The sequence below is a fragment of the Massilia sp. UYP32 genome (assembly GCF_050434365.1).
Taxonomy (GTDB): Bacteria; Pseudomonadota; Gammaproteobacteria; order Burkholderiales; family Burkholderiaceae_D; genus Telluria; species Telluria timonae.
On the sequence record NZ_JBNDIK010000019.1, the window covers coordinates 1 to 12,746 of the forward strand.

At 67.5% G+C, this 12,746-nt stretch carries 12 protein-coding genes; 6 read left to right on the forward strand and 6 right to left on the reverse strand.

All coding sequences use genetic code 11. The features are described from left to right. Positions 1-59 precede the first annotated feature (59 nt). Genes ABIB42_RS15900 through ABIB42_RS15915 form a run of 4 tightly spaced genes read right to left on the reverse strand, consistent with a single transcriptional unit; the run spans position 60 to position 5,311 of the window. Positions 60-1,043 (reverse strand): dipeptidyl-peptidase 3 family protein, encoded by a 984-nt coding sequence (locus ABIB42_RS15900; RefSeq protein WP_429248636.1) that lies wholly within the window; start codon positions 1,041-1,043, stop codon positions 60-62. Between the two features lie 32 nt (positions 1,044-1,075). Continuing rightward, positions 1,076-2,506: an efflux transporter outer membrane subunit gene (locus ABIB42_RS15905; protein ID WP_184237282.1), complete on the reverse strand. Its 1,431-nt coding sequence runs from the start codon at positions 2,504-2,506 to the stop codon at positions 1,076-1,078. 27 nt (positions 2,507-2,533) lie between these two features. Next, positions 2,534-4,150, reverse strand: a complete 1,617-nt coding sequence (locus ABIB42_RS15910) for a DHA2 family efflux MFS transporter permease subunit (protein WP_005665704.1) — start codon at positions 4,148-4,150, stop codon at positions 2,534-2,536. A 9-nt stretch (positions 4,151-4,159) separates the two neighbouring features. Continuing rightward, the gene (locus ABIB42_RS15915) at positions 4,160-5,311 is read right to left on the reverse strand and encodes an HlyD family secretion protein (protein ID WP_184237279.1); all 1,152 of its coding nucleotides are present in this window, start codon (positions 5,309-5,311) and stop codon (positions 4,160-4,162) included. Between the two features lie 116 nt (positions 5,312-5,427). Here ABIB42_RS15915 and ABIB42_RS15920 point away from each other — a divergent pair, with 116 nt between their 5' ends. Beyond that, positions 5,428-6,087 (forward strand): TetR/AcrR family transcriptional regulator, encoded by a 660-nt coding sequence (locus tag ABIB42_RS15920; protein ID WP_429248637.1) that lies wholly within the window; start codon positions 5,428-5,430, stop codon positions 6,085-6,087. A gap of 130 nt (positions 6,088-6,217) precedes the next feature. Continuing rightward, positions 6,218-6,403: a hypothetical protein gene (locus ABIB42_RS15925; protein ID WP_005665700.1), complete on the forward strand. Its 186-nt coding sequence runs from the start codon at positions 6,218-6,220 to the stop codon at positions 6,401-6,403. 69 nt (positions 6,404-6,472) lie between these two features. On the opposite strand, the gene ABIB42_RS15930 is transcribed toward ABIB42_RS15925, so the two are convergent. Then, positions 6,473-6,796: a hypothetical protein gene (locus ABIB42_RS15930; RefSeq protein WP_005665696.1), complete on the reverse strand. Its 324-nt coding sequence runs from the start codon at positions 6,794-6,796 to the stop codon at positions 6,473-6,475. 242 nt (positions 6,797-7,038) lie between these two features. On the opposite strand from ABIB42_RS15930, the gene ABIB42_RS15935 reads away from it, so the two are divergent. From ABIB42_RS15935 to ABIB42_RS15950, 4 genes are read left to right on the forward strand one after another with little or no spacing between them, the layout of a single operon-like run. Continuing rightward, positions 7,039-7,449 carry a DUF2141 domain-containing protein gene (locus ABIB42_RS15935; RefSeq protein ID WP_429248638.1) on the forward strand — a complete coding sequence of 137 codons (411 nt, stop codon included), beginning with the start codon at positions 7,039-7,041 and terminating at the stop codon, positions 7,447-7,449. 7 nt (positions 7,450-7,456) lie between these two features. Continuing rightward, on the forward strand, positions 7,457-8,929 hold the full coding sequence (locus tag ABIB42_RS15940) for a carotenoid oxygenase family protein (RefSeq protein WP_429248639.1): 1,473 nt from the start codon (positions 7,457-7,459) through the stop codon (positions 8,927-8,929). Then, positions 8,926-10,083, forward strand: a complete 1,158-nt coding sequence (locus tag ABIB42_RS15945; RefSeq protein ID WP_429248640.1) for a sensor histidine kinase — start codon at positions 8,926-8,928, stop codon at positions 10,081-10,083. The genes ABIB42_RS15940 and ABIB42_RS15945 overlap by 4 nt, the downstream gene beginning before the upstream one ends. A 20-nt stretch (positions 10,084-10,103) precedes the next feature. Continuing rightward, entirely contained in the window at positions 10,104-10,844 is a 741-nt protein-coding gene (locus ABIB42_RS15950) for a LytR/AlgR family response regulator transcription factor (protein WP_005665691.1), read from the forward strand. A gap of 48 nt (positions 10,845-10,892) precedes the next feature. Here ABIB42_RS15950 and lpdA read toward each other — a convergent pair whose 3' ends face one another. Continuing rightward, the gene (gene lpdA / locus ABIB42_RS15955) at positions 10,893-12,746 is read right to left on the reverse strand and encodes a dihydrolipoyl dehydrogenase (RefSeq protein WP_005665690.1); all 1,854 of its coding nucleotides are present in this window, start codon (positions 12,744-12,746) and stop codon (positions 10,893-10,895) included.

Below are 12,746 nucleotides of genomic sequence, written 5' to 3' on the forward strand. Positions count from 1 at the left end.
GACTGCTGAATCCAGCAATCAAGTCGTCGAGCATAGCCTTTGCACGGAACAAAGGCCAGCTACGACGAGGAAAATGATCGCACGGAACTAAACAGTTTAACCACCACCATTGGCGCGATGGCGCCGACCTTCGGGTTGCGGTACTGCTTGTCGAGCGGCAGGTTGTCTTCGAGTTCCTGCAGGTGCTTGCCGAAGAAGTCGAGCTTGGCCGTTTCCTGCGGATCGCGGATGCTCACATAGGCTTCGAAGGCGGCCTTGTAGCCGAACAGCTCGTCGTTATAGGTTTCGTACGGCCCGATGGTCACGTCGACCGGCGCGTCGAGGTCCATCCAGGCGAAGTCCGAGGCGAGATAGTCGTTGGAAAGGAACGCGTCGGCGCGCAGGTTCAGGAATTTCTTGAGCGAGGCGTTATCGGTGGCTGCCGCCGCCTCGCGCAGCAGTTTCGCCAGCTGTTCCAGTTCGGGGCGGTATTCTTCCGAATACTTCACGGTGCGCAGCTTGCCGTCCGGCCCGGTGCGAATCACCGTAAAGAACCACTGCGCCTCTTTCTTCTGCTCCGGCGCCAGGCCGTTCATCCAGTTTTCCAGGGATGCCTTGGTGGCGCCTTGCGGATAGAAGTTGGCGCCCTCGGGCTTCTGCGCCGGAATCCTGATGCCCGCATACTCGGCCGGCATGAAGGAGGCATTGTTGTCGAGGTTCGACCACGGGCCCTTGTTGAGCCAGAAGGCATCCAGGCGCGCACGGCCGAGCGGCGTGGTGTCTTTCCTGAGCGCGTTCCACAGGGCCTCGTTGTGGGCCCAGCGCTGGCGCAACTGCAGCGTGTCGACGATCTTCGCCGCTTCGATCAGCTTGGCGATGGCGGCGCGGTCGCCTTTGGACAAGTGCGCCACGTCGGCGCGCAGCTCGACCGGCGCGAAGCGTTTCGCCATGGCGTGCAGCTGGTCGGCGCTGGCGACCGCGGGCGCTGTTTGCGCCTGCACGGTCGGGGCAACAGCGGCGCCGATGGCGGCGCACAGGACGAATGGTGCGAGGATGGTTTTCATGGTCTCTCGGGTCGTGGATGACAACCGGACCATTATCGCACCGTCGCCAGCGCCTCTCCCTGCTCCCAACCGCCGCCGAGCGCGCGCGCCACCGCCACCGTCGCCAGCAGGCGCTGGGTGCGGATCTGGGCCGCGGCGCGGTCCGCCGCCAGCGTGCTGCGCTGGGCGTCGGTCACGTCGAGATAGGTCGACACGCCGCGCTCGTAGCGCGCCTGCGCCACCAGCAGCGCGCGCGCCGCGGCCTCCTGCGACTGCGCTTGCACGTCTCCCTGCTTCTGGCGTTGCTGCAGGTCGGACAGCGCGTCTTCGACCTCGCGCAGCGCCGTCAACAATGTCGTCTGGTGGTTGGCCACCGCCTCGTCGTAGCGCGCCCTGGCGAGCGCCAGGTTGGCGCGATTGCGTCCGCCATCGAAGATCGGCAGCGACAGCGCCAGCGGGCCGGCCGAGAACTGGCGTGCGCCGCCGCTCGTCAGGTCGTTCAGGCTTTGCGAGGCATAGCCGAAATTCCCGGTCAGCGACAGCGCCGGATAGAAGGCGCCTTCGGCCACGCCGATCTGGGCGTTGGCCGCCTTCAGCTGCGCCACGCTGGCCGCCAGGTCGGGCCGCTGGCCCACCAGGCTGGCCGGCAGGCCGACGGGAATCGCGGGCGGCTGCGGCAGTCGCACGTCCGCTGCCGCCAGCAACGGCGCGCTGGGCGTGCTGCCCACCAGCGTGGCCAGCGTGTGTTCCACCAGGTTGCGCTGGCGCTGCACTTCGTGCAGGTCGGCTTCGGCGTTGGCGCGCTCGATGCGCGCGCGCGACACGTCCAGCTCGTTCGACAGGCCGGCATTGAAGCGGGCCTCGACCAGTTGCTGCGACTCGCGCCGCGTGGCCAGGGCGTCCTCCAGGATCGCCCGCTCGGCATCCAGGCCGCGCAGCTGCCAGTACGACGACGCGACCTGGCTCGACAGCAGCAGGATCACGCCGTCGCGATCAATCTGCGCCGCCAGCGCCTGCGCATCGCTGGCCTCGACGACGCGGCGCACGCGGCCCCACAGGTCGAGCTCATACGACAGCGACGCGCCGACGCTATAGTTATTGCCCTCGATCGAGCGCCCGCCCAGGGCCAGGCCCTGCGACGTTTCGGCCGAGGTCCGGCTATTGGACACGCCCGCGCCGAGCGAGACGCTCGGCAGCTGGCCGGCGCGCACCACGCCGAGTTGCGCCTGCGCCTGCAGCAGGCGCTGGGCCGCGGCCTGCACGCCCGGATTGTCGCGCAGCGCGCGCGCCTCCAGGCTGTCGAGGGTGGCGTCATGGAACACGGTCCACCAGGCGGCCGGCAGGCGCGCGCTGTCGCTGCCCGCGTCGAGATGGCGGAACGCAGATTGCGCCGGCGCGTCCGGCGCCTTGAAGTCCGGGCCGAGCGTGGTGCAGCCGGCGAGCAGTACGCCGATCGCGATGACGGTGGCGAGAGGTTTGAACATGGTTGATCTCTTCATTCGAATTCAATATCAGTGGCCACCGCCACCACCGCCAGGCGACTTGACCTTGTCGGCCATCCAGATCGCCGCGATGCAGCCGAGCAGGATCATGCCGATGATCCAGAAGCCGTCGTTATAGGCCATCACATAGGCTTCGCGCCGCACCAGGCGGTCGACCACGGCGAGCGCCTGATCGGCGGCGCTGGCGGGATCGATGCCCTTGGCGATGAAGCCCTGGGTCAGCACATCGAGGCGTTCCTGGGTCGCGGGCGCATAGCTGGAGACCGCTTCGCCCAGGCGCGCCGAGTGGAAGTGTTCGCGGTTGGTGAGCGAGGTCGCCAGGAGCGCGATGCCGATCGAGCCGCCCAGGTTGCGGGTCATGTTGAACAGGCTCGAGGCCGATCCCATGTCGCGCGGCGACAGGCCGGACATCGCGAAGTTCGACAGGGTCAGCATCACGAACGGCTGGCCGATGGCGCGCACGACTTGCGTCCACATCAGCTGGTCGTAGCCGGTGGTGGCGTCCATGAACGAATTCATGATGCATGAGATGCCGAACATGAACAGGCCGAAGCTGCACAGGATGCGGTTGTCCACTTTCGAGGACAGCTTGGCCGCGAACGGCATCACCAGCAATTGCGGCAGGCCGACCCAGGCGATCACTTCGCCGATCTGCATCGGCGTATAGCCGGCGATCTGGCCCAGGTACAGCGGCAACAGGTAAGAGGAACCATACAGGCCCATACCGATCACCGCCGACAGCGTGGTCGCCACCAAAAAATTACGCTGGCCGTAGAGGCGCAGGTTGACGAACGGTTCCGGCTTCGAGAAGCTCAGCGCCACCCAGCCCAGGAGGCCCGTGAGCGAGAGCGCGGCGAAGGTCACGATGAAGCTCGAATCGAACCAGTCCTTCGAATTGCCTTCTTCCAGGAAGATCGTCAGGCAGGCCAGGCCCATCGCCATCAGCGCGATGCCGAGCCAGTCGGCCTTCACCAGCGTCCTGAGGTTGGCCTTCTCGGGATTCAGGCCCCAGGCCATGCCGGCGATGAGCAGCACGCCCGGCACCCAGTTGATGTAGAAGATCGACGGCCAGCCATACAGCTCCGACAGGTAGCCGCCCAAGGTCGGGCCCATGGCCGGCGCCAGGGTCGCGGTCAGGCCGAAGATGGCCATGCCGGTGGCGCGCTTCGACGGCGGCAGCAGGGTCATCACCAGGGTCATCGCCATCGGGATCAGCGCGCCGCCGGTGAAGCCCTGCAGCATGCGGAACACGATCATGCTCTCCAGGCTCCAGGCCGCGCCGCACAGGGTCGAGAACACCAGGAACAGCGCGGTGGTGCCGATCATGTAGTTGCGCACGCCGAAGGCGCGCGTGAACAGCGCCGTCAGCGGGATCACGACGATCTCGGCGCACAGGTAGGCGGTCGAGATCCATGAGCCTTCTTCCTGCGTGGCCGACAGGGTGCCGAGGATGTCGCGCAGCGAAGAGTTGGTGATCTGGATGTCGAGCACCGCCATGAAGGCGCCCAGCATGCCGGCGGCGATCGCGATCCAGGTGCGCAGGTCGACCGCGGCGCCATTCGCAGGCGCGCCGGGGACTGCCCCCGATGTCGGGCCGGCTGCGGCGGGTTTGCTCAGGGTCGTCATGGCAAGCGCTTAGTGCGCGGCGGCGGTCTGGGTCGGCTTGACGTCCTGGCCCAGTTCGACCTCGGCCACCACCGACATGCCGGGCACCAGGCGGCCGGCGTATTTTTTCACGTCCTGCGGGTCGAGCGTGATCTTGACCGGCACGCGCTGCACGATCTTGGTGAAGTTGCCGGTCGCGTTATCGGCCGGCAGCAGCGCGAACTGGTTGCCCGAGGCCGGGGCGAAGCTGTCCACGCGGCCCACCAGGTGATGCTCGGGCAGCGCGTCGACCTCGAGATTGACCATCTGTCCCGGCGCCAGGCCGGCGAGCTGGGTTTCCTTGAAGTTGGCGACCACCCAGACGTTGTCCTCGACCACGGCCAGCATCGCCTGGCCCGGCTGCACGCGGGCGCCGACTTCGACGCTGCGGCGGCCGACGCGGCCGTCCACCGGCGCCACGATGCGGTTGTAGGCCAGCTGCTGCTGCGCTTCCTTCCACTGCGCCTGCAATACCTTGACCTGCGCCTTGAGCACGTCGCGGCCCGCCTCGGCAGCGCCGATCTGGGCTTGCGCCGCGGCGGCGTTGTCGCGGCGCGCGGCCAGGTCGGCCACGGCGGCGTCGCGCGCGGCGTTCGAGGCATCCACCTCGGCCTTCGAGACCGCCTTCATGGTCTCGTTGTACAGCTGGCCGAAGCGTTCGGCGTCCTGGCGCGCCCGCAGCAGCTGGGCCTGGGACTGCTTGACCTGGGCGCTAGCGCCGGCGGCCTGGGCGCGCACCTGCTCGATCTGCGCCTCGGCCTGCTTGAGCTGCTGCTGCATGCTGGCGATCTGGGCTTCGATCTGCTCGACGCGCACGGCGTGGTCGACCGGGTCCAGCTCGGCGATCGTGTCGCCCGCCTTCACCAGCTGGTTGTCGTCCACCAGGACCTTGGTGACCACGCCGGCCACGCGCGACGACACCTGGTGCACGCGCCCGGTGACATAGGCATTTTCGGTCTCGACGAAGTGATGGCTGCGGTACCACATGCGTCCGCCGGCGCCGATCGCGGCCAGCGCGATCAGGCCGACGACGACCAGCACGCGCTTGTTGGGCGCGCTCTTGCCGGGCCCGCTGCCTGGCGCCGCGCCCGCTGGGGTCTGTGCCGCGGGCGCCTGCCCTGCCGTGCTGTGCATCTCTGCCATGGAAAAGCTCCGGAAAATGAAATGAAATGGATTCATCGCATTATTTGCCAGCAACACGGGGAAGTCAAGAAATGAAACGGTTGCGTTTCATTTTGGTTTGCACTAGAGTCCTTGCCATGAGCAAAGCACAGAGTGAAACCCCGGCGACCGTCAAATCCGCCGGCCGCCCGAAGGCGTCGGAAGTCGAGGCCCGTACCCAGGAATTGATCGAGGCCGCGGGCTGCCTCATCCTGCGCCATGGCTATACCAAGGTCAGCCTGGAAGCCATCGCCCGCGAGGCGCGGGTGGCGGTGCGCACGATCTATGTGAAGTTCGGCGGCAAGGCCGGCCTGCTCAAGGCCGTGCTCGCCTCACGGCGCGAACGCCTGTTTGCCGGACACAGCATGGACGCCGACACCCGGCCGCTGCGCGCGATCGTCGACGACTTCGCGCGCGACTTCTACGATCTGCTGGTCGACCCAGATACGATGGCCATGCAGCGCGTGGTGATCGCCGAAGCCGCCAGCAATCCGGAACTGGCGAAGGCTTTCTATGAGGGCGGGCCGCGCCTGACGCGCGAGATGCTGTACCGCTTCTTTTCGCGCCCGGACATCCGCAGGCAGCTGCGCGACGAGGTGCCGCTGGAATTGCTGCCGATCCATCTGATCGGCTGCATCTGCGGCGATCCGATCGGGCGCTTCTTGTTCCCCGACACCCAACCCACGCGCGAGGAGGCGCGGCGCGAGCTGGCGGCGCGTCTCGAGCTGTTTTATGCCAGCGTTCTGAAGAACTGTTAAATAATCACGGGAGCTGGATGACTAAGTGCGGCATCGCACGGACACAACGGGCATTTTTGTGGCACTCTGTAAGCCTTCACAGAGGGTGTCGTGAATATCAATAACAGCGGTGAGACCGCGAGGAGAAAGCATGAGCAAGTCGTCCAGATACGAATGGCGTGATCAACAGGCATCGCTGCAAGAACGCATGAAAAACTTTATCGAAAACCCTGGCGCCGACCAGATGGAAGCCGTGATCGCTGAAATGCGGTCCTATGCCGCCGCCGCCAAGGCCGGCACGATCGATATCCCGGAGCGCTTCGTCAGCTTTAGCTGAAGCAAAGTCGCCTCCAAAACAATGCCGTCCGGTGCAAGCCGGGCGGCATTTTCATTTTTATGGTGCTCGTCAGACGGCCGACACGGGCACCGGCCTGGCCTGCTCTTCCACGTCATGCACGCGCGTGAGCAGGTGCACCTTGCGCGGCGCCCGGTGGCGCTCGTGCAGTTCGCGGGTCAGCACCTCGACCCGGCGCGGCCGCACCGCCACCTGCTGCGGATCGACGGTGCCGATGGCGCCCGGCACGTACTGGCTGAACTGCGAGGCCAGCAGCTGGGACACCGTGCCGCAAATGGTCGCCGGCGCGCCGTGGACCGTGGTGTGGAGTTCGAAACAGCGGGTTTCCGGTAACACGTAGACGGTCCCGACGTACTCGTTGCAGTGCTCGTCCATCTTGCCCTCCTGAGCTGAACGCGGGCGCGGCAAGTCGGCTTGCCGCCGCATTTCCCGCCGTACTCCCTCATCATAGGCTTTTGCCAGGCGCTGGCAAGCGGCGCACGTGGCGCTCTCTCTTGATGACGATTCGCGCCGTATCCGTGCATTTCGCGCCGCCCGGCGCCGCCTCGTCGCAAACCGCGGCGGGGCGCGGTTCGCTCTTCCAGAATGGCCCTATCGACCACTCAACGGAGACTTTCATGCACCGCCTTGCCCTTCTGCTTGCCCTGCTGTCCAGCGCCGCCGCCAGCCACGCCGCCGACCTGTCGATCCAGGTCGACGGCGCGCGCGGCGACGGCGGCAGCGTGAAGATCGCCCTGTTCGACAGCGCCGACCGCTTCCTCAAGCGCCCGCTGCACAGCGCCAGCGCGCCCGTCCGGGATGGCGGCGCCACCTTCGCGCTCAAGGACCTGGCCGCCGGCCAGTACGCCATCGCCGCCTACCATGACGCCAACGACAACGGCAAGCTGGACCAGAACATGATGGGCATCCCGGTCGAGGCGACCGGCTTCAGCAACGATGCGCTGGGCAATATGGGGCCGCCGGCGTTCGAGGCTGCCCGCATCGACCTGCCGCAGGGCGGCAACGCCATCCGCATCACCGTGCGCTGAGGCCACCATGCACCGCCGTTCCTTTTTGCATGCCGGCGCCGCACTCGGCGCCCTCGCCCTCGCCCCGGCGGTCCGCGCCGACGAGGCCACCCACCAGCGCTTCCACGCCGCCCTGGCGCGCGACCCGTCGCTGGCGGTCTACGCCAACCAGGCCGGCAACCAGGAAGGCGACGCCGCCGTCAGGGGCCGCCTGCCGCGCGACCTGCGCGGCACCTTCTACCGCAACGGGCCGGGCCGCTTCGAGATGAAAGGCGAACGCTATCACCACTGGTTCGACGGCGACGGCTTCGCCCAGGCCTGGACCGTGGCCGACGGCAAGGTGCGCCACCGGGGCCGCTTCGTCGAGACCCAGCGCTACGTCGAAGAAAGCGCGGCCGGCCGGTTCCTGTATCCGGCCTTCGGCACGCTCGTGACGCGCCGGGGCGTGCGCGACAACGACACCATGAACGCCGCCAACACCAATCTGCTGCCGTTCGACGGCCGGCTGTATGCGTTGTGGGAAGGCGGCTCGGCGACCGAACTCGATCCGGAGTCGCTGGCCACGCGCGGCATCAAGACCTGGAGTGACGAACTGCGCGCGATGCCGTTCTCGGCCCACCCCAAGCTCGATCCGCAGGGCGGCATGTGGAACTTCGGCACGCTGCCCGGCGCCAACCGCCTGGCGCTGTACCAGATCGGCGCCCGGGGCCAGGTGCTGCGCACCGCCCTGCTGCCGGTGCCGCAACTGGCGATGGTGCATGATTTCGTGGTGAGCGCAAAGCACCTGATCTTCGTCGTGCCACCCTACGATCTGCGGAACGATGCGCGCCTGAGTTTCGCCGACCGCCATGTCTGGAACAGTGAACGTGCGGCGCGGGTGATCGTGATCGCCAAGGACACGCTGGCGCTGCGCCAGGTCTTCGAACTGCCGCCAACGATGGTGTTCCACTTCGGGAATGCCTGGGAAGACGGCGACTGCACCCGCTTCGACGTGGTGCTGCACGAGGGCGACGCGCTGGCCGGGGTGGGCAGCGTGATGCGCGGGGAGCATACGCCGCCGCGCAGCCGCACCGTGCAGGTCACGCTCGACTATGCCGGCGGCCAGGCGCGCACCGAGCGCCTGTTCGGCGCCAGCGAATTCCCGCGCGTGATGCCGCAGGTGGCGATGGCGCGCCACCGCCGCCTCGCCCTGCTGGGCGCCAGCGGCGCCTCGCCCGACCTGCGGCTCGACAGCGTCAACCTGGTCGATCTTGACACCGGCAAGGTCGATGGTTACGTCTTCGGCGCCGGCTGGCAGGTCGAGGAACACGTGCTGGTCCCGCGCCGCAACGCGCGCTCGGAGCTCGATGGCTACCTGGTCGGCGTGGCCCAGGACTTGCGCGCCGGCGTCACGGTGATGACGGTGTTCGACGCCGCCGGCGTCAAGGATGGGCCGGTGGCGCTGGCGCGACTTCCCTATCGCGCACCGCACTGCTTTCATGGTAATTTCTTAACAGCATGAAACTATCCGCTCCGACCTCCGCGCACAGGCGCGGCCACCCGCTGGAACTGTTCCCGGTATTCCGGCGCTGGCCGCGCTCGGCCGCGCGCGACCTGCTCTATACCGCGCTGTGGAATACGCTGATCGCGCTCGGGATCTCGCTGGCGTTGACCACCTTCGGCAACTGGCGCGCGTCGTTCCTCACGCTGTTCGGCTACAGCCTGCTGGCGTCGCACTGCGTCGGCTTCCCCATTCATGGCGCGCTGCGGGTGCTGGAGAAGGTGGTGCCGCCGACCACCAGCCGGACGAATGCGCGCCTGCTCGACCTGGCCGCGATCGTGCTGTGCGCCGCCTTCGGCATCGCCGTCTCGGGCGCCATCCTGCGCGGCGCCATGCCCATCCTGAATGCCGACGCGCTCGGGGCCCTGCTGGCCTTTGGCCTGGCGATCGGCGTGGCCATCCTGATGGTGCTGGTCGCCGGCGAGCGCCGCATCGAACGCCAGACCCTGGAGGCGCGCCGGCAAGAGCAGATGGCGACCACGGCGCGGCTGCTGGCCGAGGCCCAGCTGCGCGCGCTGCAGGCCCAGATCGAGCCGCACTTCCTGTACAACACGCTGGCCAATGTGGTCAGCCTGATCGATACCCAGCCGGCCCAGGCGCGGCGCATGCTGGAGCGCTTCATCGACTACCTGCGCGCCAGCCTGGCCGCCAGCCGCGCCGGCAGCGCCACGCTCGGGGCTGAACTGGATCTGGCGGCAAACTATCTCGACGTGCTGGGCGTGCGCATGGGCCAGCGCCTGCGCTGGCGCATCGAAGCGGACAACGCCTGCCGCACGCTGCCGATCGCGCCGATGCTGATCCAGCCGCTGGTCGAGAACGCCGTCATGCACGGACTGGAACCCAAGGTGGACGGCGGCGAGATCGTGCTGCGCGCCGCCGTCGACGACGGCGTGTTGCGGGTCGAGGTGCGCGACAGCGGGCGCGGGCTGGTGGCCGCGCCGCCGCGTCCCGGCGGCGGCGTCGGCCTGTCCAATCTGCGCGAGCGTGTGCGCCAGCTGCATGGGCCGGGCGCGCGCCTGGAGCTGCTCGACAATCCCGGCGGCGGCGTGGTCGCGCGCCTGCTGCTCCCCCTTTCCCACACCGAGGTGACATCATCGACCGCTGCCTTGCCCTGATCGCCGACGACGAACCCCATTTGCTCGACTATCTCGCCACCCAGCTGCGCGAAGCCTGGCCCGGGCTCGAGATCGTGCGCGCCCCGAACGGCATCGAAGCGCTGCGCCTGATCGACGAGCTGGCGCCGCAGGTGGCGTTCCTGGACATCCAGATGCCGGGCCTGACCGGGATCGACCTGGCCGCGCGGCTGTGCGCCGGCGGCAACGCGCCGCGCGTGGTGTTCACCACCGCCCACGAGCATTACGCGGCCCAGGCCTTCGAGCACGAGGCCTTCGATTATCTGCTGAAGCCGATACGCCAGGAGCGGCTGGCGCGCACCGTCGAGCGACTGCGCGCCGCGCTGTCGGCGCCGGCGCCAGCGCTGCCGGCGGACGCCCTGCAGGCGCTGCTGCGCCAGCTGGGGGCCGGCGTTCCGGCCACCCCGGCCGCGCCCGCACCGCTGCAATGGATCCGCGCCGCGGCGGGCCAGGAAACGCGCCTGATCGCGGTCGAGGAAGTGATCTATTTCCAGAGCAACGACAAGTACACCAGCGTATTCCTGCCGGATGGCGAAAGCCTGATCCGCACGCCGCTGCGGCAGTTAAAGGAGCAATTGGACCCGCAACAGTTCTGGCAGATCCACCGTGGGGTGATCGTGGCGGCGCGCCACGTGGCGGGCACGCGCACCGATTTTCGCGGACGCTTGCATGTGAAGCTCAAGGGGCGCGATGAGCAGCTGGTGGTGAGCCGCAACTACATGGACGTGTTCCGGCAGATGTAAAAAAACGGGACCATCGCTGGTCCCGTCCCTGTCATGCGCTTGCCGCGATCAACGCTTCTTCGGCGGCGGCAAATCGGTGCAGACGCCTTCGTAGGCTTCGGCCGCCATGCCGATCGACTCGCCCAGGGTCGGGTGCGGGTGGATGGTCTTGCCGATGTCCACGCCGTCCGCGCCCATCTCGATCGCCAGCGCGATCTCGCCGATCATGTCGCCGGCATTGGTGCCGACGATGGTGCCGCCGACGATGCGGTGGGTCTCGGCATCGAACAGCAGCTTGGTGAAGCCTTCGTCGCGGCCGTTGGCGACCGCGCGGCCGCTGGCGTTCCACGGGAAGTGGCCCTTCTCGACCTTGATGCCCTTCTGCTTGGCTTCGTCCTCGGTGAGGCCGACCCATGCCACTTCGGGATCGGTGTACGCGACCGACGGGATCACCTTGGCGTCGAAGTGGGTCTTCTTGTCGAGCGCTGCTTCGGCCGCCACGTGCGCCTCGTGCACCGCCTTGTGCGCCAGCATCGGCTGGCCCACCAGGTCGCCGATGGCGAAGATGTGCGGCACATTGGTGCGCATCTGGCCGTCGACCGGGATGAAGCCGCGGTCGGTCACCGTCACGCCGGCCTTGTCGGCAGAGATCTTCTTGCCGTTCGGGCTGCGGCCCACGGCCACCAGCACCAGGTCGTACAGCTGCGGTTCCGGCGAAGTGGCGCCGGCTTCGGCCGCTTCGAAGGTGACCTTGATCCCTTCCGGCAGCGCTTCCACGCCGACGGTTTTGGTTTTCAGCATGATGTTATCGAAGCGGTGGGCATTGAACTTCTGCCAGACCTTGACCGCCTCGCGGTCGGCGCCCTGCATCAGGCCATCCATCATCTCGACCACGTCGATGCGCGAACCCAGCGACGAATAGACGGTCGCCATTTCCAGGCCGATGATGCCGCCGCCGATGACCAGCATCTTCTTCGGCACCTGGCGCAGTTCCAGCGCGCCGGTGGAATCGACGATGCGCGGATCTTCCGGCACGAACGGCAGCTTCACCACCGACGAGCCGGCGGCGATGATCGCCTTCTTGAAGGCCACGACCTTCTTGCCGCCATCGGGACCGGTGACTTCGATGTGGTTCGGGGAGAGGAACTGGCCCACGCCCTGCACCACATTGACCTTGCGCGCCTTGGCCATGAAGGCCAGGCCGCCGGTCATCTTCTTGATCACGCCATCCTTGTGCGCGCGCAGCTTGTCGATGTCGACTTGCGGCTTGGCGAACGAGACGCCCAGGTCGGCCATGTGCGCGGTTTCATCCATGATGTGCGCCACGTGCAGCAGCGCCTTCGATGGAATGCAACCGACGTTCAGGCACACGCCGCCCAGGGTCGCGTACTTCTCGACCAGCACGGTGTTCATGCCGAGGTCGGCGGCGCGGAAGGCGGCCGAATAGCCGCCAGGACCGGCGCCCAGCACCATCATCTCGCATTCGATGTCGACCTGGCCCGAGTAGCTCGACGCATTCGGCGCAGGTGCGGCGCCCGGCTGGGCGGCCGGCGCCGGGTGCGCCGGCGCATACGAATCGGTCGGCGCGGCGGCGGCGGTCGGCGCCGCGGCTTGCGCACCGATCTGCGCGGCCGGCTTTTCTGCCGGCTTTTCAGCCGACTTGTCGGCGGCAGGCGCGCCCGCGCCCGATTCTTCAATGCTCAGCAGCAGGTCGCCTTCATTGATCTTGTCGCCGACCTTGACCTTGACTTCCTTGACCACGCCCGCGTGGGTCGACGGGATCTCCATGCTGGCCTTGTCCGATTCGACGGTGACCAGGGACTGGTCGACCTTGATCGTGTCGCCCGGCTTGACCATCAGCTCGATCACTTCGACGTCCTTGAAGTCGCCGATGTTCGGGACTTTCACTTCAACAGTGCTCAT

Coding starts and splice junctions, on each gene's coding strand:
- ABIB42_RS15900 (WP_429248636.1), bottom strand. CDS start 1,043: ATGAAAACCATCCTCGCACCATTCGTCCTGTGCGCCGCCATCGGCGCC.
- ABIB42_RS15905 (WP_184237282.1), bottom strand. CDS start 2,506: ATGTTCAAACCTCTCGCCACCGTCATCGCGATCGGCGTACTGCTCGCC.
- ABIB42_RS15910 (WP_005665704.1), bottom strand. CDS start 4,150: ATGACGACCCTGAGCAAACCCGCCGCAGCCGGCCCGACATCGGGGGCA.
- ABIB42_RS15915 (WP_184237279.1), bottom strand. CDS start 5,311: ATGGCAGAGATGCACAGCACGGCAGGGCAGGCGCCCGCGGCACAGACC.
- ABIB42_RS15920 (WP_429248637.1), top strand. CDS start 5,428: ATGAGCAAAGCACAGAGTGAAACCCCGGCGACCGTCAAATCCGCCGGC.
- ABIB42_RS15925 (WP_005665700.1), top strand. CDS start 6,218: ATGAGCAAGTCGTCCAGATACGAATGGCGTGATCAACAGGCATCGCTG.
- ABIB42_RS15930 (WP_005665696.1), bottom strand. CDS start 6,796: ATGGACGAGCACTGCAACGAGTACGTCGGGACCGTCTACGTGTTACCG.
- ABIB42_RS15935 (WP_429248638.1), top strand. CDS start 7,039: ATGCACCGCCTTGCCCTTCTGCTTGCCCTGCTGTCCAGCGCCGCCGCC.
- ABIB42_RS15940 (WP_429248639.1), top strand. CDS start 7,457: ATGCACCGCCGTTCCTTTTTGCATGCCGGCGCCGCACTCGGCGCCCTC.
- ABIB42_RS15945 (WP_429248640.1), top strand. CDS start 8,926: ATGAAACTATCCGCTCCGACCTCCGCGCACAGGCGCGGCCACCCGCTG.
- lpdA (WP_005665690.1), bottom strand. CDS start 12,746: ATGAGCACTGTTGAAGTGAAAGTCCCGAACATCGGCGACTTCAAGGAC.